This window comes from Mycobacterium triplex (assembly GCF_000689255.1).
In the GTDB taxonomy this organism is placed as follows: Bacteria; Actinomycetota; Actinomycetes; order Mycobacteriales; family Mycobacteriaceae; genus Mycobacterium; species Mycobacterium triplex.
Window position 1 is genome coordinate 4,177,245 of sequence record NZ_HG964446.1, and the last position, 19,960, is coordinate 4,197,204.

Below are 19,960 nucleotides of genomic sequence, written 5' to 3' on the forward strand. Positions count from 1 at the left end.
GGCTGCACTCTCATTGGGGCGTGCACCGCCCACTGGGCTGCCCCAATAGTTTGACGAAGATCGGGTTGCCCCCCTTGCCGTTGACCTTCAGCAGCACTTCGCAGAAGTAGAAGCCGAAGTAGTCACCGTTCAGCCCCTGACGGGCCAGCACCTGATAGATGTCGGGAAGGTCCTTGAGCAGCTTGTCGACATAGTCGCGGTCCGCGAGCACCTGTGCGGACATGCGGTCGGTCTGGTGCACCACGTCCTTGATCGGCTGGCGCGACTGGACCAGCAGATCGGTGACCGAACCGGCGGCCGCGTTGACATACGCCAGTCCCGTGGAGATGTCGTCCTTGCGCTGCGCCAAGCCCTCCACGAGCTCGGCCAGCTTGTCCAGGCCGTCGGAGAACTCGTGGTCGCGTGCGGCGAAGGTGTGCAGCACGGTGTTCAGGTTGGCGATCAGCTCGCCGATCAATTGGCTGCGACCGGCCAGCGTCGAGGTCAGCATCGAGGTCTGCGACAGCACCGAGGCCAGCGTGCCGCCCTGCCCCTGGAAGATGCGCAGCAACTGACCGGACAGCGCGTTGACCTGATCGGGATCTAACGCCCGGAACAACGGACGAAAACCGCCGATGAGTGCGTCGATGTCGAGGGCCGGTGAGGTTCGCGCCAGCGGAATCGTCGATCCCGGCGGCAGCCGGCGTGGCGGTCCGGGAGCCTCTTCGAGCGCGAGATAGCGGTCACCGATCAGGTTTTCGTACCGCACCACCGCCTTGGTGCCCTCGGTGAGGCGTATCCCCTTGTCGATCGCGAAGCCGACGGTGACCGTGCCGTCGCGATGCAGGGTGAGGTCGCCGACCTTGCCGACCTCCACGCCGGCGATACGAACGAAGTTGCCGGATTTCAGCCCGGAGATGTTGGTGAAGACCGCTTGGTAGTCGGTGCGGTCCTCGAAGCGCAGCTGCCCGAACACCGCGATCAACGTGAAGGTGAACAGCAGGCACACCACCGTGAAGATCGCGACCCGCGCGATGATGCTGGAGAGTTTGCGTCTCATGGCGGCGGCTGCCCCCCGCGCCAGAAGTAGCGTGGCGGTTCGGGAGGGTTTTTCGTGGTCGGGAAGTAGTTGGCCCACCAAGGGTTTCCGGCGGCGACGTTGGTGCGGATCTCGTTGGGCGCCGCGCCCCAGCCGGTGTCGGTGACCAGCGCGCGCACCGGAAAGTTGGCGCTCGGGTCGGGTAGCGATCCGCAACTGGGTTTGCCGCCCGGGCCGCCGGTGGCGTTGACCTTCGGAAGGTGCTTCGGGAACCGGTACGGGTCGTCACCGAAGAGCAGCGCGGCGTCGAGTATGACCGAGTATCCGTTGCCGCCCAGCGCATCTCGTCCGCCGTGGTCGACGTACCACTGTGCACCCTGGAACAGGCATGTATAGGTCGGCGAGTACTTGTTGAACAGGGTCAAGGTTGGGTCGAGCAGGCTCATCGATCGCACGATGTCGGGTTCGTTTCTACCGATGACGTTGATGCCGGTCTGGCTGAAACCGATCGCGGAGAGCAGCAGCGAGTCCAGCGACCGCTGGTTTTCGGTGAGGGTGGTGCTGGTGGTCGCCGCGGAGTCGAGGATCGACAGGATATCCCGCGCCGCAACGGAATAGATGGCACTAGTCTTGCCGAACAGCTGCCAGTCGCGGTGGATGGTATCCATGCGCGGGTTGACGGTCAGCAGGATGTTGTTGGCGTCGGTGATCGCCTGTCCGAGGCGATCACCCTTACCGCGCACCGATTGTGCGAAGGCCGACAGGATCGCGTTCAGCTTGGCCGGGTCGAGCGCCTGGACAACGGATTGCAGATTCTGGAAAACCGTGTTGACTTCGACGGTGACATTGCGTGAGCGCACCACCGCGCCGGGCTGCAACGGTGTACGGCTGGCCCGGTCGGGCACGATCAGGTCGACGTACTTGGATCCGAACGCGGTGGTCGACTTGATCTCGGCCTCGAGGTTGCTCGGCAGATACTTGAACGGCCCCGGGTCCATCTTCAGCTGCAACTGAGCCGCTTTCACGTCGGTGCCGATCGAGGCGACGGTGCCGATCGGTACTCCGCGCAACTTCACCTTGGCGCCCGGCTCCATCACCAATCCGGCCCGGTCGGCCACCAGCGTCAGCGGGATGAAGTCGCCGAATTTGCCGGAGAACGCGCCGGCGGTCACCGCGATCAGACCCGCGACCAGGATGAACAAGGTCGGCGCCCACCAGATCGGGTCAATCCTGCTGCTGCGGACTCTGTTTGGCCGTGCCTGTCCACTATTACGGTTGCTCATTGGGCTACCCCGACAGGTTGAAGTTGCCGGACTGCCCATAGACGGACAGCGAGATCATCAGGCACACAAACGCCGTGACGATCATCGACGACCGCACCGACCGACCGACAGCCTCCCCCACTCCGGCGGGACCACCCGTCGCGGTGAAGCCGTAGTAGGTGTGCACCACCATCACACCCGTCGCCATCGTCAGTGCCGACAGGAACGACCACATCAAGTCGTTGGGGCGCAGGAAGGTGGAGAAGTAGTGCTCGTAGACGCCGCGGGATTGACCGTAGGCGTAGATGGTGAGGAATTTCGCCGCGATGAACGACATCAACACCGCGACGGCATAGAGCGGGACGACGACGAGGACGCCGGCAATGATCCGTGTGGATGCCAGGTAGGTGATCGACCGGATCCCCATCACTTCCAGCGCGTCGATCTCCTCGTTGATGCGCATCGCGCCCAGTTGCGCGGTCGCGCCGGCACCGATCGTGGCTGCCAATGCCAGCCCGGCCGTGCAGGGGGCGATCATCCGAACGTTCAGGAACGCCGACAGGAAGCCGGTCAGCGCCTCGACGCCGATGTTGGACAGCGTGTCGTACCCCTGCACCGCGACGAGTGCGCCGGTGGTCAGGGTCAAGAAGCCGATGATGCCGACGGTGCCGCCGATCACCGCCAGGGCACCGGTGCCCATCCCCATCTCGGCGATCAAGCGCAGCAGTTCGTTCGGGTAGCGCCGTACCGCATCGGCGGTGGCCACCAACGACTTTCCGTAGAACTCGGTCTGTTCGCCCAGCTTGCGGGTGGACGTCACCAACCGCGGGCCAAGGGTATCCAGCCATGACGGACCGCGTGCGAGATCGGTCATTTGGCAGTCACTTTCACTCCGAGCGCGGTGGTCACGATGTTGATGAAGAATAGGGCCATGAACGAGAACACCACGGTCTCGTTCACGGCGTTACCGACGCCGGTCGGGCCACCGCCCACCGAAAGTCCCTTGTAGCAGGCGATCAAGCCGGCCGATAACCCGAACAGCGTCGCCTTAATCAGCGAGATCACAACCTGCGGAAGCCCGGTCACGAGCGTCATGCCCGCGATGAACGCACCGGGGGTGACATGCTGGACGAACACCACGAAGACGTAGCTGCCGGTCAGTCCGGTGACGGCGACGACCGAGTACAGCAGCACCGCGACGAACGTGGCCGCGATGATGCGCGGAACGACCAGCGCCTGAATGGGATTGACCCCGATCACCTTCATCGCGTCGATTTCTTCGCGGATGGTGCGCGCGCCGAGGTCGGCGCACATGGCCGTCGACCCCGCACCCGAGACGACCATCGCCGTGACCACCGGGCCGACCTGAGTCACCGACGCCAGTCCGGCACCGGCGCCGGAAAGGTCGCCGGCGCCGATCTCGACGAGCAGGATGTTGAGCACGAACACGATCAGCACCGTGTACGGAATCGACAGCATGATCGTCGGGAAGATCGACACCCGGGCGACAAACCAAATCTGCTCGAGAATCTCGCGCCAGGCCCACGGCCGTCGCAACACCGTCACCAATGCTTCGGCGCTGAGCATGAAGAACTCGCCCAGTGCGTTCATCGGCTTGGCGATGGCCGTGCTCATAGGCCCCGCTCAGACCGGCGGCGGTGGGTTCGCCTCATGCGGTTCCCCAATTTCGTAACACTATTTACTCGGCCGTAATCAGCTGGGCCACAACAGCTCAGCGTTGTTAACCTGCGGACCGCGCGGTTTGCTGCATGCATGGAACATTGCCGAAATTTAGAGGCAAAGCGATGCCCGGCATCAGGGTTGCAATCACCCAGAAGAAATGTGGCCGGGCCGACACAGTCCTGCCGGCAGCCGGTAGGTAGGACATGCGGTCTCCGTGGCGTCGGGCGGGGCGCGGCAACGCCCCCACCAGTTCGCCGGGGAGCACGAAATAGCCGCAGCCCCAGCGGTCAAACCGCCGCGCGAATTTCTTTACGTCATGGGCGAATCCTATTCGGTGGTTCGCGGCCGGGCGTTTGCTGCGGCCGCAGACTGCAACAGTCGGCGACGAGCCACGCCCTTAACCAGGATTTTGTTCAGGGTGATCGCAAAAGCGGTTTAGGCGAGGACATTTCGACGGCGAGTATGCGCCCTTGCCCGATGAGCGTGCATCATTGGCGCCGGGTGTGCGGTGAGGGCGGCGACACGCCGGACGAGGCCACCGTGGACATACACGCAAAGCCGTGGACGCACACGCAAGGCCGTGGACGCACACCCAAATTCGTGGTCGCACAGTCAAAGCCGTGGGTCAGCCAGCTCCGGCGCCGCCCTCGGCAATCCGGCGCACGGCCCGCAGGAAGACGTCGATCTCCGCAAAGGTGTTGTAGAACGCGAACGACGGTCGCACCGTCGCCTCCAGACCGTAGCGTCGCAGGATCGGCTGTGCGCAGTGATGCCCGGCGCGCACCGCGATGCCCTCGGCGTTGAGGGCCTTGCCCACCTCGAGCGGTTCATGCCCGGCGAGCACGAACGACACCACGCTGGCCTTCTCGGTTGCGGTGCCCACCAGCCGCACCCCGGGGATGTCCGCCAGCCGCGGAGTCGCGTAATCGAGCAGGGCGTGCTCGTGGGCTGCGATCCGCTCAATTCCGACGCGCTCCACATAGCGCAGCGCCTCGCCGAGACCGACCGCATCGGCGATGTTGCCGGTGCCCGCCTCGAACTTGTTCGGAAGGCCTTGGTACAACGAACGTTCCAGCGTCACATCGGCGATCATGTTGCCGCCGCCCTGCCACGGCGGCATCTCCGCCAACGCCTCTTCACTCCCGTACAGCACGCCGATCCCGGTGGGGCCGTAGATCTTGTGGCCGGAGAACGCGAAGAAGTCGGCTCCGAGTTCCGCGACGTCGATCGGCAGGTGCGGAATCGACTGTGCGCCGTCGATCAGCACTCGGGCCCCGTAGCGGTGGCCCAGCTCGACGATCTTCTCGACCGGCGTCACCGTGCCGAGTGCGTTCGAAACATGGGTCGCGGCAACCAGCTTCGTGCGAGGTCCGAGCAGGTCCTCGAATTCCGAGAGCAGCAGATTGCCGGCGTCGTCAACGGGGGCGACTTTCAGCACCGCTCCGGTCTGCTGCGAGAGCAGTTGCCACGGAACGATATTGGCGTGGTGTTCGAGGTGCGTGATGACGATCTCGTCGCCGGCACCCAGGTGCTTGCCACCCCACGCGTAGGCGACCAGGTTGATCGCTTCGGTGGTGCCGCGCACGAAGATGTTCTGCTCGGCCTTCTCCGCTCCGATGAACCGCCGCACGGTTTCGCGGGCTTCTTCGTAGGCGTCGGTTGCCCGGGCGGCCAGCTCGTGTGCAGCCCGGTGGATGTTGGAGTTCTCGTGGGCATAGAAGTACGAGAGCCGGTCGATCACGGCCTGCGGCTTCTGGGTGGTCGCCGCGTTGTCGAACCAGATCAGCGGCTTTCCGTTGACCGTCTCCTTCAGGATCGGGAAGTCCGCCCGCACCGCGTTGACGTCGAAGATCTCATGGTCGTCGGCAAGCTGTGGGACCCGATTGGCGTCGGTAAGGAAGGAATAGTCGTGGTCGCCGCCGCCCGGCGCGTTCGGTACCGCCGCAACCGTGCCGGACCAGCCCAGGTCGGGAACCGACGGCGCCTCCGGCAACCACCCGACCCCCGAAAACGGCGCCGAGCCGCGCGGGCCGACCGGGACGGTCGGCGCCGCTGTGGCCAGCACGCCGGGCACCGTCGGGACGATGCCCTGGCCGGGGACCGCGAACGCGCTGAGGTCACCGGGCGGCAGATAGGGGTCGGCGACGCTGCCGGCGGCCACCGTTGGCGTCGCCGTCGCATCCGGCACGCCGCCGCGCGGAGCGACCGGCGCCGCCTGCGGCGGGCTGTCGGGCCGCGGCCGGATGCTGGCCGCGTACAGCTGCGTGGCCAGCGTCGCGAGTTCCGTGGCGCTGATGGGCAGCTCGCTTTCGGCGTCTACCGACCGGTACTCACTTGTACTCATGGAACTGGTCCACAGCGACGTCGTCGAGCACGGCGAGCGCGTCGTCGGTGAGGACAGCCAGGGATGTATAGAGAGTGACCAGGTAGGTCGCGATCGCCGACTGATTGATGCCGGTGAACCGCACCGACAGCCCCGGGGCCTGCTCGCCGACGAGGCCCGGCTGGAACAGTCCCACCACGCCCTGACGTTCCTCGCCGGTGCGTACCAGGATGAACTTGGTCTTGCCGTCTTCGACCGGCACCTTGTCCGACGGGATCAACGGAATGCCCCGCCAGGTGATGAACTGCGCGCCGAACAGGCTCACGACTGGCGGCGGCACACCCCGGAAGGTGGCCTCCCGCCCGAACGCGGCGATACCCAGCGGGTGGGTCAGGAAGAAGCTCGGCGTCTTCCAGACCTTGGTGATCAGCGCGTCCAGGTCGTCGGGTGTCGGCGCACCGCCGAGTGTCCGGATCGTCTGCTCGGGAGTCGCCTGGGCCAGCAGGCCGTACTCCCGGCTGTTGACCAGCTCGAATTCCTGGCGCTCCTTGATGGTCTCGATGGTCAGCCGCAGCTGCTGGGCGACCTGGTCATGCGGGCTGGAGTACAGATCGGAGACGCGGGTGTGAATGTCGAGCAAGGTCGAAATCGTGCGCAGCGTGTACTCGCGCGGGCTGGTCTCGTAGTCGACGTAGGTCTCGGGCAGGGGCTCTTCGGTGCCGGCACCCTCTTCGGCCTTGATCGCGACCTGCTCGGGGTTGATCACCCGGTTCACCCGGTACAGACCCGCCTCCACCGGGACCCAGCTGAGCAGGTGCAGTAGCCACCGGGGCGTGATCGTCGAGAGCTGCGGGACGGTCTTGGTCGCGTTGGCGAGTTGCCGGGCCGCGAGATCGCCGAGTGCCTGGGACTCGTTTTGAACCGACGTCATCGTGATCCTTCCGTGCAGGGCCGAATTCTGCGGCGAGGTCGGGAAGACCCATGATCACTCACCATGAGCTAATCCGCGCGCTGAGCGTAGGCGGACCTCGGAGCTGCCGGACAGAGTTAGACCGGGCGTGAGCAGAAGTGCCAAAGGTAGCTGATGGCTTATAGTGGGGCTATGCAACAGGCCTTTCAGCTGCGCTTCGCTCCTTCGCGCTGCCTCGCCGTGTGCTGTTGTTGTTGCTGTTGTTGATTTCCTGACGCCTTTCGACGCCGTAGAAATCCTCGCGCTGCCCGCAGGCGGGTTGGACGACCACCCAGCCGGGGTCACAGATATGCGCGCTACCTACTTTCAGGAAGATCAACCACTCATGACCGTGCTGTCCATGCCCAATCGCGCCATGGCGCGGGTGGCGACGCGCCGGCGCGTACTGGTGCGCCCGGCGACCCAGCTCCCCCACATGACGCGCTATCGCGGTGGCACGTACTCCCACACCATCGACCAGATCGCGTTTGCCGACGGCAGCACCGCGCGCACCGACCTGATCAGGTTGAACCCCAACCTGCAGGCCTACTCGCTGGATTTCACCGGCATCGCGCCCCATCACCCGTCGCGTTACCGGCTGGGAACCTGGTCTGCATTGCCGCACCTGCACACCCGCGGCTACGAAGCGCAGGTGGACTGGATCCTGCGGCACTCCTACCCGGTGCTGCCGACCGCCGAACTGAGCCGGCAGGTACGCCAGGCGGGTTACCCGCTGGGGCGGGCCAACATCGGCGAACACCAAGCGATTGCGGCGACCCAGGCCGCGATCTGGCATTTCACCAACGGACTGGACCTGCACACCCGGCCGCTGAACGTTCCCGTCGCCGTGCACCGGCAGCCGGGCGGCATCACCATGTTCGAATTCGACGGCGAGCCGCAGCTGGGCGGCTACTCGGTGTGGACCGACGCCGAAGCCCCCACCACGCTGAAGCTGCAAAAGTCAGCCAACGGCGTTGTCTGGCAAGATATCTCGGGTTCGCAATTGACCGTGGCCGCCGGAAGTGGCCGCCACCAACGCACACTCGGTGTCGGCAGCACGGTGTCGGCCAGCAGCCACAGCGGCGGCGGACGCGGCTACCGCTATTACCGGCTGGTCGCGGCAACCGACGCCGACAACCCGACAATCGACTACGTTCGCTTCTGGCTCACCGGAAGCCGCCATTACCGCAACGCCGACCGAATCGTGCACCTCTACAATTACCTACTCACCGGTGCAAACAAGGCCGCACCCGACACCGACGGCGCCCAACTGGTCGGTACGCACGCGACAGCCGACTCCGAACTCGTAGGACCATTCCAAGTGGCAATCCCATTGACGCTCAACGTGACTGACGGACACACACTCGTCGACGCGGACGGCCGAACCATCGGCGACCTGGTTGCGCCCGGCCGGGACTTTTACCTGCGTCCCGCACCGGGTACCCGCGCAACCACACTGACCGCGACAACACCGCATAACCTCAAGGGACGGGTCCTGACTGGAGTGGCGCTAGAGGAGGCGTCGCAACGATTTACACCGATTGCCCTGACCGTACCCACAGACGTGGCCGTCGAATTCGACATCACCTGGCCGGCCGACGAGTCTTGTATCGATATCGTGGAGGAAGTTTCATGAGCATCGCCGAGGACATCACCCAGCTCGTCGGGCGCACGCCGCTGGTCCGGCTGAACCGCGTCACCGACGGCGCGGGCGCGGACGTCGTCGCCAAACTGGAATCGTTCAACCCGGCGAACAGCGTGAAGGATCGCCTGGGCCTGGCGCTGATCGACGCCGCCGAGGAGGCCGGCCTGATCAAGCCCGACACCATCATCCTCGAGCCGACGAGTGGAAACACCGGCATCGCGCTGGCGATGGTGGCCGCGGCGCGCGGCTACAAGCTGGTGCTGACCATGCCGGAGACGATGAGTGTCGAGCGCCGCAAGGTGTTGCGCGCGTACGGCGCCGAGATCATCCTCACCCCCGGCGCCGACGGCATGCCGGGCGCGATCGCCAAGGCCGAGGAACTGGCCAAGACCGACCAGCGGTATTTCGTGCCTCAGCAGTTCGAGAACCCGGCCAACCCGGCGATTCACCGCAAGACCACCGCCGAAGAGGTCTGGCGCGACACCGACGGCAAGATCGACATCTTCGTGGCGGGGGTGGGCACCGGCGGCACCATCACCGGGGTCGCCGAGGTCATCAAGGAGCGCAAGCCGTCCGTGCAGTTCGTCGCGGTCGAGCCGGCCGCCTCGCCGGTGCTGTCCGGCGGTCAGAAGGGGCCGCACCCGATTCAGGGCCTCGGCGCCGGATTCGTGCCGCCGGTCTACCGCGAGGACGTGGTCGACGAGGTCATCGGCGTCGGCAACGACGACTCGATCAACCTGGCCCGCCGGCTGGCCCGCGAAGAGGGGCTGCTGGTCGGCATCTCCTCGGGTGCGGCCGTGGTGGCCGCGCTGCAGGTGGCCCGCCGGCCCGAGAACGCCGGCAAGCTGATCGTCGTCGTCCTCCCCGACTTCGGCGAACGGTATCTGAGCACGCCGCTTTTCGCCGACGTGGCGGACTAGCCATGTTCGAGACCATGCGGCGAGACATCCGGGCGGCCAAGGAGCGAGATCCCGCCCGGCCCACCACGCTGCAGGTCATCTTCGCCTACCCCGGCGTGCACGCCATCTGGGGCCACCGGATCAGCCACCTGCTGTGGAACCGCGGTGCCCGGCTGGCCGCGCGGGTACTGGCGGAATTCACCCGCATCCTGACCGGCGTCGAGATCCACCCCGGCGCGGTTCTCGGTTCCGGGCTGTTCATCGACCACGCCACCGGCATCGTGATCGGAGAAACCGCCGAGGTCGGCGACGACGTCACGATCTACCACGGCGTCACGCTCGGCGGCACCGGCGTCGATACCGGTAAGCGCCACCCCACGATCGGTGACCGGGTGATCATCGGCGCCGGCGCCAAGGTCCTCGGCCCGATCAAAATCGGCGCCGACAGCCGGATCGGCGCCAACGCCGTCGTCGTCAAAGAGGTACCGACCAGCTCCGTCGTCGTCGGTGTTCCCGGGCAGGTCGTCACCCGTCTCGCCCGCGGCAACGAGGACGACGCGCTGATGCCCGATCTGGTCGGCGTCAGCCTGCAGTCCCTGCTCACCCGGGTGGCCAGGCTCGAGGGACTGACTGGTGACGACACCGAGAACGGCCGCGTGATCCGGCCGCCCGAGGCCGGGGTCTGGCACGGCGAGGACTTCTCCATCTGACGTCGCCTTTGGTTGCTCTTCAAGATACGTTTACCGCGATCAGCGCTACCGTGACTTGACGTACGACGACGGAGGTTGCCGATGAGCGACGGCCACGTGCCCCGGATTCCGATAGCGATGTCCTCCCCGAGTCTCAACCGTGGCGTCGGCTTCACTCACGAACAGCGACAGCGGCTCGGGCTGACCGGCCGGCTGCCGTCGGCGGTGCTCACGCTGGAGCAGCAAGCCGACCGGGTGTGGCATCAATTGCAAAGCATGTCAACAGATCTCGGCCGAAACCTGCTCCTCGAGCAGCTACACTATCGCCACGAACTGCTGTACTACAAGGTGCTCGAAGACCACCTGCCCGAGCTGATGCCGGTGGTCTACACGCCCACGGTCGGCGAGGCCATTCAACGCTTCTCCGACGAATACCGCGGCCAGCGCGGCCTGTTCCTGAGCATCGACGAACCCGATGACATCGCGGACGCCTTCCAGACGTTCGGGCTGGGACCCGACGACGTCGACCTGATCGTGTGCACCGACGCCGAGGCCATCCTCGGGATCGGCGACTGGGGTGTGGGTGGCATTCAAATCGCGGTGGGCAAGCTGGCGCTCTACACCGCCGGGGGCGGTATCGATCCGCGCCGCTGCATCGCGGTGTCGCTCGACGTCGGCACGAATAACGAACAGCTGCTGCAGGATCCGTTCTATCTGGGCAACCGCCACGCACGACGCGAGGGTGCCGAATACGACGACTTCATCAAGCGCTACATCGAAACCGCCAACCGGTTGTTCCCCAACGCCATACTGCATTTCGAGGACTTCGGGCCGATCAACGCGCGAAAGATTCTCACGACCTACGGCGACGACTACTGCGTGTTCAACGACGACGTACAGGGCACCGGCGCCGTCGTGGTGGCCGCCGTGCACGGCGGAGCGCGGCTGACCGGCGTGCCGCTGCGCGACCAGAAGACGATCGTCTTCGGCGCCGGCACTGCCGGGATCGGTGTGGCCGATCAGCTCCGCGACGCGATGGTGGACGACGGTGCCACCCCGGACGAGGCCACCTCCGCGATCTGGGCGATCGACAAGCAGGGCTTGCTGTTCAACGACATGGACGACCTGCGCGACTTCCAGGTGCCCTACGCCAAGGACCGCCGACAGCTGGGCGTGGCGGCCGGCGAACGGGTGGGGCTGGTCGACGCCATCAAGTTGGCCTCTCCCACACTGCTGCTGGGCTGCTCAACCGTTTTCGGCGCTTTCACCCGCGAGGTCGTGGAGGCGATGACCGCGTCCTGCGAACGGCCGATGATCTTCCCGCTGTCCAACCCGACCTCACGCATGGAGGCCATGCCGGCCGACGTGCTGGCCTGGTCGAACGGCCGAGCGCTGGTCGCAACCGGAACCCCGGTCGCCCCAACGGAATACAATGGCGTCACCCACACCATCGGCCAGGCCAACAACGTGCTGGTGTTCCCCGGGCTCGGGCTGGGCATCATCGTCGCCGGCGCCCGGCGGCTGACCCGGGCCATGTTGCACGCGGCCGCCAAAGCCATTGCGGGACAGGCCAGCCCCACCAATCCCGGTGACTCGCTGTTGCCGGATGTGCAGAACCTGTGCGCCGTCTCGTGCGCGGTCGCCGAGGCCGTTTATCGCGCCGCCGTCGACGACGGGGTGGCCACCCGAAAACACGACGACCCTCGGCAAGTCGCCCTCGACACGATGTGGCGCCCCGAATACGACTAGACGCGAGGACTTTTCGTGACGAGCGGGCCGAAACCTTTTGAAGTGCACGAGTCGGGTGCGTTTTTGCACGGCACCAAGGTCGACCTTGCCGCCGGCGATTTCCTGGTGCCCGGGCACCGGTCGAACTACGGCAGCGGACGCCTGGCGAACCACGTCTATGTGACGCGGACGTTGGATGCCGCGGTGTGGGGCGCCGAGCTGGCCAAGGGAGAAGGCCGCGGCCGCATCTACATCGTGGAACCGGAAGGCGAGCTGGAGGACGACCCGAACGTGACCGACAAGAAGTTCCCCGGAAACCCGACTCGGTCCTACCGCACCCGGCAACCCGTGAAAATCGTTGGCGAGATTACGGATTGGGTGGGGCACTCGCCCGACCAGCTTCAGGCCATGCGCGACGGCTTGGCCGACCTCGAGCGGCGAGGACTAGCCGTCATCTACGACTAGGGCCGCATTTACGCCGGCTTTTGGGCCAATTCGATGATCGCCGCAAGCCGCCCCTGGACGCGTTCGAGATCGGCCGCGCAGGGAAGTTCGTCGGCGACGCGGGTGATGGCCGCGCGGATATCGGCGGCGGTGATATCAAGGGCGCCGCGCGTCGCCACATGAGTGGCCACCGCGGCCACCGCGTGGTCCGGCATCCGGCGCCGCAGCAGGGCCAGCAGCGGGACATAGTCGGCGCGCGGCACGCCCTGCGGGTATCCGGCTCGAATGACGGTGTCGAATGTGGTCACCAATCCGCTCAACGGCACCGGACCACACCACCCTCCTGCCGTCATGTGCGGGCACCCTCGCGCGCGACGACCAAACCGTACGCATCGCTACTTAACTGACGGTGACGTAAATGCATCGCGGCCTGTACGCATGTCAAATTTCGAACCATCGATGCCGAGCCCCCCGTTGATGGCGCCCCGAGCAAGATCGACAGGTGCGCCGTACCCTGCTCCCCCGGGTGGACTCGAACCACCAACCCTTCGGTTAACAGCCGAATGCTCTGCCAATTGAGCTACAGGGGATTAACCTGGCCCGCGCGAAATCTGGCGCGGACGCTGGACGACTCTAGCGTACTGGCATACCCGAGCCCAAGTTCGCCCGCGCCCAGCTAGGCCGGTCGGGGGGCACGCACCCAGCCGAGTGAGGCAGGATGGACCCATCCGCACCGTCGTGGGGAGGGACGCTTTGATCCGATATGTCGTCGTGCTCGGACTGGGCTACGTGCTGGGCGCGAAAGCCGGCCGTCGCCGATACGAGCAGCTCGTCGCTACGTATCGCGCGCTGACCAGCAGTCCGATGGCTCAGTCGATGATCGAAGGGGGCCGGCGCAAGATCGCGAACACGATCTCGCCCGACGCGGGGTTTGTCACCGTGGCCGAGATCGACGACGAGACGGCCGTGGTGCGGCGCGAGGTCGAGCGAGGTGCCGACGAGGCCCTTACGCCGTCAGATCGTCGCCGTTAGCCTGCTCTAGCAGGCTGCGCCGGTATGCCTCCATCGCGACCAGGTCGCCGAACAGGGCGTGATACTCGTCGCCGTGGTCGATCGGTGACATGCGCTGCAGCTTGGACTTGACCTCGGCGATCTGCCGGCCCATCCAGACTTCCTGCAAACGGGCCAGCACGCCGGCGATGTAGCGGGGCAGCTTCTCGTCGTCGACGGCGACGGCTTCCACGCCGAGTTCGTTGATCAGGCCTGCGGTCAGGGTCGAGGTGGTGTGGTGGCGCACCGCGTCGATCCACTGCGCGCCGGTGCTGCCCGTCTTGGAACCGGTCCCCGTGCCGCCCGCCGCGTCGATCGCGGCGCGTACCGCGGCGTAACCGGGGTGGGTGAAGCTCTCGACGGTCAGCGTGTCGAAGACCGGGCCGGCGAGCGCCGGGTATTGCAGCGCCGACTTGAGCGCCTCGCGCTGGGGCCACAGGGTCGGGTCGCGCGGGTCCGGCCGGGCGGCGGGTTCGGCCGGGGCGCTTGAAGCCGACCGCTCGGCGCCGCGGCGGGGGCTCGGTGCCGAACCACCCCGGGGCGCCGCGGGGGCCTTGGACTTTTTGGCCTCGGTCCGCACCCGGTCGATGACCTGAGCGACGTCGTCCCAGCCCACCCAGCCGGCGAGCTGGCGGGCGTACTCATCGCGCAGCGTGGAGTCCTTGATCTGGCCCACCATCGGCACACAGCGGCGCAGCGCCGCGACCCTGCCTTCGGCGTTGTCCAGGTCGAACTCGGCGAGGGCGGTACGAATTGCGAACTCGAACAACGGGGTTCGTCGGGCCACCAGGTCGCGCAGCGCGCCGTCGCCGGACGCCAGACGCAGGTCGCAGGGATCCATGCCGTCCGGGGCGACCGCGACAAACGACTGTCCCGCCAGATTCTGCTCGCCGCTGAAGGCCTTGAGCGCGGCCGCGCGGCCGGCCTCGTCGCCGTCGAAGACGTAGATCAGTTCGCCGCGGAAGAAACTGTCGTCCATCATCAGCCGGCGCAGCATGGCCAGATGCTCGTCGCCGAACGCGGTGCCGCACGACGCGACCGCGGTGGTGACCCCGGCCAGATGCATCGCCATCACGTCGGTGTAGCCCTCGACGACGACGGCCTGGTGTCCCCGGGCGATGTCGCGCTTGGCCAGGTCGATGCCGAACATCACCGACGACTTCTTGTACAGCAGCGTCTCGGGCGTGTTGACGTACTTGGCCTCCATCGGGTCGTCGTCGAACAACCGCCGGGCGCCGAACCCGATCACCTCACCGGCCGAGCTGCGAATCGGCCACAGCAGCCTGCGGTGAAACCGGTCCATCGGCCCGCGGCGGCCCTCCCGGGACAAGCCGGCGGCTTCCAGCTCTTTGAACTCAAAACCCTTGCGCTGCAGATGTTTTGTCAGCTTCTCCCAGCCCGACGGTGCGAATCCGCAGCCGAAGCGGCGGGCGGCCTCGGCGTCGAAGTTGCGTTCCTTCAGATACTGACGCGCCGGTGCCGCCTCGTCGGATTCCAGCTCCGCGGCGTAGAACTCCGCCGCGGCCGCGTTGGCCGCGATCAACCGGCTGCGGCTGCCGCGATCGCGCTGCACGTTGGTGGCCGCGGCGCCGGTGTAGGTGATCGTGTGGCCGATCCGGTCGGCCAGCAGTTCGACGGCTTCGACGAAGCTGACGTGTTCGATCTTCTGGATGAACGCGTACACGTCGCCGCCCTCGCCGCAGCCGAAGCAGTGGAAGTGGCCGTGGTTGGGTCGGACGTGAAACGACGGGGACTTCTCGTTGTGGAAGGGGCACAAGCCCTTCAGCGAGTCCGCGCCGGCGCGGCGCAGCTGCACGTAGTCGCCGACGACTTCCTCGATGCGGGCGCGTTCGCGGATGGCGGCAATATCACGATCGGAGATCCGGCCAGCCATCGGCTCAGTCTAGGACGCCGGGTCTGATAGCGGTGACGACCAGCTCAGCTGGCCGGACCGATCACGCCGCACGCGACGCGCTCCATCGCCGTGTCGCTGTCCTGCGCGCCGTGCAGCATCAGGGCAGTCTTGTTGCCCGCCAGCAGCTCGTCCCTGGTGAACGCGTCGCTGGTGGTCACCAGGTAAGCCGAGCCGTCCCGGCGGACGTCCAGCGATGACAGGTCACCGCTTTCGGGCTTTCCGGTGTGGCCGGGCGCCTGGTAGTGACCGCCCGCCGACAGGAAATTCCCGGGCGCACCGCCGGTCGGGGCAACCGAGTTCGGCTCACACTTGCCGATCTCGTGCACGTGCATGCCGTGCAAGCCGGGCGCGAGAATGCCGGGGTTATCCGTCTTGACGGTGATGGTGAGGTAGCCGTCGGTCACCTCGAAGGTGGCGGTGGCCACCTGCCGGCCGTCGGGTGCCTTGAGTTGAGCGGAAAGGGCCTGGCCGCTGGGCGCCGGACTGGACGTCGTCGACGGGCCGGGTGAGCCGCTGTGCACCGGCGGCGTGGTGCCGGGCTGGGTGCTGGCATGCTGAGGCGAACTGCACGCGGTCATGGCCACGATCGGCATCGACAACAGGGCGGCGGCAACGGCGGTGTTTCTGCTCATGACCGCAGCCTAACTGGTGCCGTGCGGCCGTTACGGGTTCGCCGGGCCGGCGTCGATTCGCTCCAGCCGTCCTTCGGTGTACGAGGCGATCTGGTCGATGATCACCCGCAACCGGGCGCCGTCGTTGGCGGCGGTGCTGAATGCCGCGGCGAAGAACGGGTCGAGCGTACGCGGCGCTCCGGCGTACATCCACTGCGCCACTTGATGAATGCGTTCGCGCTGCCGAGCCTGAGTTTCCAGATGCCGCGGGTCGGACATGATGAACTGCAGCGCCAGAATTTTCAGCAACGCGACCTCGGCCCGCACCAAGTCGGGTACCTGCAGATCGGCCTGGTAGCGCACCAGCGGCCCGGGACCCGCCGCCGCGCGCGTGGTGGCGATCGCCGCCGAGGCGAACCTGCCCACCAATTCACTGGTCAGCTGCTTGAGTGCGACCGACGCCGCCAGGGTGGCGTCGTACTTGCCGACCGCGGCCACCACCGGCAGCCCCGACAGCCGGCGCGCGGCGGCCAGGAAATCGTCGGCGCTCACCCGGGAGAACTCGCTCTCCCCCAGCTTGGCCAGCGCGGCCGCCTCGTCTTCGTCGGCGAGTACCCGCAAATCGATGCGCTGCGAGACGACGCCGTCCTCGACGTCATGCACCGAGTAGGCGACGTCGTCGGCCCAGTCCATCACCTGTGCTTCCAGACACATTCGGTCCTGCGGCGCACCCGCGCGCATCCAGTCCGCCGCGTCGCGGTCCTCGTCGTAGAACCCGAACTTGCCTACCCCGCCGCGACGCGTCCACGGATATTTCGTGACCGCGTCCAGCGCAGCGCGGGTCAGGTTCAGTCCCGCGCTATTGCCTTGCTCGTCAAGCACTTTCGGCTCGAGGCTGGTCAGGATCCGGAAGTTCTGGGCATTGCCTTCGAAGCCGCCGAAATCGTCGGCGACCTCGTTGAGTGCGCGCTCACCGTTGTGCCCGTACGGCGGGTGTCCGATGTCATGGGCCAGCCCAGCCAGCTCGACGAGATCGAGATCGCAGCCCAGCCCGATCGCCATGCCCCGCCCGATCTGTGCGACCTCCAGCGAGTGCGTCAGCCGGGTGCGCGGGGTGTCCCCTTCGCGGGGCCCGACGACTTGCGTCTTGTCCGCCAGGCGGCGCAGCGCGGCACTGTGCAGCACGCGCGCCCGGTCCCGGGCGAAGTCGGTGCGATGCTGACCTTCGGTGCCCGGCAGACCCGCGGTCTTCGGCGCTTCGCCCACCCGCCGTTGGCGGTCGAAGTCGTCGTATGGGTCTTGCAGGTTCGTGATCACCGGAGCACAGTCTGCCAGGGAATGCCGCGCAGTGGCCCCGCTGCGTCCCGGCGCTAAATTGACCTATGCGCATTGCCCGGTTACTCGGCGTGATCCTTACGATGCTCATCACCGGGCTGCTGGTGGCACCGGACGTCGAGGCGCAGCCCCCGTTCCGGCTGCCGGGGTATGTCACCGACGACGCGGGCGCGCTGTCGCCTTCCGGTCGCGCCGATGTGACCAAAGCCGTCGACACGCTTTACACCGACCGCCACATCCGGCTGTGGGTGGTCTACGTCGACGACTTCTCCGGCCAGAACGCGGTGAGCTGGGCGCAGCGCACGATCCACGAAAGCGACCTGGGCAGCTACGACGCGCTGCTCGCGGTGGCCACCACCGGACGGGCCTATGCCTTTTTGGTGCCGTCCGGGGTGAAAGGCGTGACCCAGGCTCAGGTCGACGAACTGCGCCGCAACGAAATCGAACCCGCTCTGCGCGAAGGAGACTGGCGCGGCGCCGCGGTGTCGGCCGCGAATGGCCTCAACGCGCAGCCCAATTCGTCAAACCGCTTCTGGCTGCTGGCCACCCTCGGCGTGATCATCGTCGGGGTGGTGGCCTTGGTGCTCGTCATGCGTCATCGCCGCCGGCGGCGTCGCAGCGCCGATCTGGCCGCCGCACGACGGGTGGACCCCACCAATCCGACCGCGCTGGCCGCCGTGCCGCTGGCCGCCCTCGACGACCTGTCGCGCTCGATGGTGGTGGAGGTCGACAATGCGGTGCGCACCAGCTCCAACGAGCTCGCCTTGGCGATCGACGAGTTCGGCGCCGAGCGCACCGAACCCTTCACCCGGGCCGTCAACAACGCCAAAGCAGCACTCTCCCAAGCCTTTACGGTACGTCAGCAACTCGACGACGCAGTGCCTGAGACGCCGGCGCAGCAGCGCGAGCTGCTCACCCAGGTGATCGTGTCGGCGGCCAGCGCCGACCGCGAACTGGACGCGCAGACCGAGGCGTTCGAGCAACTACGCGATTTGGTCGTCAACGCCGCATCGCGGCTCGACGCCCTGACCCAGCAGGTCGTCGAACTCACCGCCCGTATCGAGCCTGCCGAACAGCGGCTGATCGAGCTGAACACCGAATTCGGTCCTGCGGCACTGACTTCGGTGTCGGGCAATGTCGCCACCGCCAAGGAGCGGTTGGCGTTCGCCGACCGCAACATCGGTGCGGCCCGAGCGCTGGCCGGCAATGCGGTCAGTGGACAGCAGAGCGGTTTGGTCGATGCGGTGCGGGCCAGCGAGTCGGCGCTCGGGCAGGCTCGCGCGCTGCTCGATGCGCTGGACAACGCGGCCGGCGACATCCGCCGTGCCGTCGAGCGGCTGCCGGCCGTGATGACCGACATCCAGGCGGGCATCCAGCACGCTACCTCGCAGCTGCACGGGCAGAACAGTAAAGCCGCGCATGCCGGCGAGCTGGCCGCGGCCCGCGACGCCGCGGTGCGAGCTGTCGATGCCGCGGGCGGTGGATCCGCCGATCCGCTGGGCACTTTCGCACAGCTGGCCAAGGCCGACTCCGATCTCAACCGGCTGCTGGCCACGGTGGCCAGGGAGCAGGCGGACGCCGATCGGCTCAATCGTTCGCTGGAGCAGGCGTTGTTCACCGCCGAGTCGCGGGTGCGCGGAGTCTCGGAGTACATCGACACCCGTCGCGGCAGCGTCGGGCCCGACGCTCGCACCCGGCTCGCCGAGGCCCAGCGGCATCTCCAGGCCGCGCATGCCGGAAGGTCGACCAACCCGGCCGAGGCGATCGCCCACGCCAACGCGGCGTCGACCCTGGCGGCCAACGCGCAGTCGCTGGCCAACTCGGACGTGGTCTCGGCTCAGCGTGCCTACGCCCGCGTCGGCGGCAGCGACACCGGCGCGATGCTGGGCGGGATCATCCTCGGCGACCTGCTCAGCGGAGGGATGCACGGCGGATTCGGCGGCTGGAGCTCCACGTCGTTCGGCGGCTCGTCGAACTCGTCGCCGGGCGGTTCCGACGGCGGCTTCATGGGCGGCGGTGGACGGTTCTGAGCCCCGCACGCCAGTAGGGGCGCACCGATTTCTCGGCACGCCCCTACCGCTCGGGATCTGTTAGGCCCAGCTGGACCCGACGGCGCTGTCGGTGCTGGCCATGTTGTTGCCCGCGGTCTGCACCTTCTGCCCGTGCTGGTTGGCCTGCTCGTAGATCACCTGGAAGTTGCGCCCCAACTGGGTGATGAACTCCTGGCAGGCAACCGAACCGGCGCCACCCCAGAAGTCACCGGCGGCCAGCACATCGCGCACGATGGCCTGGTGCTCGGCCTCCAACGAAGCGGCCTGCGCGCGGATCAACGCGCCGTGCGCGTCGACATCTCCGAACTGGTAATTGATCGACATTGTCTATGTCCTCCTGAATTGAAAGTTTTTTGGA

At 66.8% G+C, this 19,960-nt stretch carries 18 protein-coding genes and 1 tRNA gene; 7 read left to right on the forward strand and 12 right to left on the reverse strand.

The features are described from left to right. Positions 1–10 precede the first annotated feature (10 nt). The 6 genes from BN973_RS19380 to BN973_RS19405 form a co-directional block, all read right to left on the reverse strand. On the reverse strand, positions 11–1,039 hold the full coding sequence (locus BN973_RS19380) for an MCE family protein (protein WP_036470212.1): 1,029 nt from the start codon (positions 1,037–1,039) through the stop codon (positions 11–13). Next, complete coding sequence (locus tag BN973_RS19385) at positions 1,036–2,301, reverse strand: MCE family protein (RefSeq protein WP_084163461.1); 1,266 nt, start codon at positions 2,299–2,301, stop codon at positions 1,036–1,038. The genes BN973_RS19380 and BN973_RS19385 overlap by 4 nt, the downstream gene beginning before the upstream one ends. A gap of 4 nt (positions 2,302–2,305) precedes the next feature. Beyond that, on the reverse strand, positions 2,306–3,154 hold the full coding sequence (locus tag BN973_RS19390; protein ID WP_036470213.1) for an ABC transporter permease: 849 nt from the start codon (positions 3,152–3,154) through the stop codon (positions 2,306–2,308). Then, positions 3,151–3,915: an MlaE family ABC transporter permease gene (locus tag BN973_RS19395; protein ID WP_036470215.1), complete on the reverse strand. Its 765-nt coding sequence runs from the start codon at positions 3,913–3,915 to the stop codon at positions 3,151–3,153. The genes BN973_RS19390 and BN973_RS19395 overlap by 4 nt, the downstream gene beginning before the upstream one ends. A gap of 673 nt (positions 3,916–4,588) precedes the next feature. Beyond that, positions 4,589–6,307 (reverse strand): family 2A encapsulin nanocompartment cargo protein cysteine desulfurase, encoded by a 1,719-nt coding sequence (locus BN973_RS19400; protein WP_036470217.1) that lies wholly within the window; start codon positions 6,305–6,307, stop codon positions 4,589–4,591. After that, the gene (locus BN973_RS19405) at positions 6,294–7,217 is read right to left on the reverse strand and encodes a family 2A encapsulin nanocompartment shell protein (RefSeq protein WP_036470219.1); all 924 of its coding nucleotides are present in this window, start codon (positions 7,215–7,217) and stop codon (positions 6,294–6,296) included. Before BN973_RS19405 ends, BN973_RS19400 begins: the two co-directional genes overlap by 14 nt. A gap of 364 nt (positions 7,218–7,581) precedes the next feature. Between BN973_RS19405 and BN973_RS19410 the strand changes: the two genes are divergently transcribed. The 5 genes from BN973_RS19410 to arr all read left to right on the forward strand — a co-directional run bounded on the left by BN973_RS19410 (position 7,582) and on the right by arr (position 12,661). Beyond that, a complete protein-coding gene (locus BN973_RS19410; protein WP_036472735.1) occupies positions 7,582–8,871 on the forward strand; it encodes a TQXA domain-containing protein in 1,290 nt (429 codons plus the stop codon). Continuing rightward, the gene (gene cysK, locus BN973_RS19415; RefSeq protein ID WP_036470220.1) at positions 8,868–9,800 is read left to right on the forward strand and encodes a cysteine synthase A; all 933 of its coding nucleotides are present in this window, start codon (positions 8,868–8,870) and stop codon (positions 9,798–9,800) included. Before BN973_RS19410 ends, cysK begins: the two co-directional genes overlap by 4 nt. Before the next feature lie 2 nt (positions 9,801–9,802). After that, positions 9,803–10,489: a serine O-acetyltransferase gene (cysE, locus tag BN973_RS19420; protein WP_036470222.1), complete on the forward strand. Its 687-nt coding sequence runs from the start codon at positions 9,803–9,805 to the stop codon at positions 10,487–10,489. A gap of 81 nt (positions 10,490–10,570) precedes the next feature. Next, positions 10,571–12,217: an NAD-dependent malic enzyme gene (locus tag BN973_RS19425; RefSeq protein WP_036470223.1), complete on the forward strand. Its 1,647-nt coding sequence runs from the start codon at positions 10,571–10,573 to the stop codon at positions 12,215–12,217. 15 nt (positions 12,218–12,232) lie between these two features. Further along, positions 12,233–12,661 carry an NAD(+)--rifampin ADP-ribosyltransferase gene (gene arr, locus BN973_RS19430; protein WP_036470226.1) on the forward strand — a complete coding sequence of 143 codons (429 nt, stop codon included), beginning with the start codon at positions 12,233–12,235 and terminating at the stop codon, positions 12,659–12,661. A gap of 8 nt (positions 12,662–12,669) precedes the next feature. Here the strand turns inward: arr and BN973_RS19435 are convergent, their stop codons facing one another. Beyond that, on the reverse strand, positions 12,670–12,993 hold the full coding sequence (locus BN973_RS19435) for a DUF3349 domain-containing protein (protein ID WP_139830244.1): 324 nt from the start codon (positions 12,991–12,993) through the stop codon (positions 12,670–12,672). A gap of 164 nt (positions 12,994–13,157) precedes the next feature. Beyond that, positions 13,158–13,230 (reverse strand) — tRNA-Asn (locus tag BN973_RS19440). Positions 13,231–13,393: 163 nt separating this feature from the next. Between BN973_RS19440 and BN973_RS19445 the strand changes: the two genes are divergently transcribed. After that, on the forward strand, positions 13,394–13,672 hold the full coding sequence (locus BN973_RS19445; RefSeq protein WP_036470228.1) for a hypothetical protein: 279 nt from the start codon (positions 13,394–13,396) through the stop codon (positions 13,670–13,672). On the opposite strand, the gene dnaG is transcribed toward BN973_RS19445, so the two are convergent. The 3 genes from dnaG to BN973_RS19460 are packed head-to-tail and all read right to left on the reverse strand — an operon-like array spanning position 13,647 to position 17,533. Next, positions 13,647–15,584, reverse strand: a complete 1,938-nt coding sequence (dnaG, locus tag BN973_RS19450) for a DNA primase (protein ID WP_036470231.1) — start codon at positions 15,582–15,584, stop codon at positions 13,647–13,649. The genes BN973_RS19445 and dnaG overlap by 26 nt on opposite strands. A 44-nt stretch (positions 15,585–15,628) precedes the next feature. Beyond that, the gene (gene sodC / locus BN973_RS19455; protein ID WP_051641364.1) at positions 15,629–16,237 is read right to left on the reverse strand and encodes a superoxide dismutase[Cu-Zn]; all 609 of its coding nucleotides are present in this window, start codon (positions 16,235–16,237) and stop codon (positions 15,629–15,631) included. A 30-nt stretch (positions 16,238–16,267) separates the two neighbouring features. Further along, positions 16,268–17,533, reverse strand: a complete 1,266-nt coding sequence (locus BN973_RS19460) for a deoxyguanosinetriphosphate triphosphohydrolase (protein WP_036470233.1) — start codon at positions 17,531–17,533, stop codon at positions 16,268–16,270. Between the two features lie 65 nt (positions 17,534–17,598). Between BN973_RS19460 and BN973_RS19465 the strand changes: the two genes are divergently transcribed. After that, positions 17,599–19,581, forward strand: coding sequence for a TPM domain-containing protein (locus BN973_RS19465; RefSeq protein WP_036470237.1), 1,983 nt, complete (start codon positions 17,599–17,601; stop codon positions 19,579–19,581). 60 nt (positions 19,582–19,641) lie between these two features. Here the strand turns inward: BN973_RS19465 and BN973_RS19470 are convergent, their stop codons facing one another. Beyond that, positions 19,642–19,926 (reverse strand): WXG100 family type VII secretion target, encoded by a 285-nt coding sequence (locus BN973_RS19470; protein ID WP_036469090.1) that lies wholly within the window; start codon positions 19,924–19,926, stop codon positions 19,642–19,644. Positions 19,927–19,960: the final 34 nt, after the last annotated feature.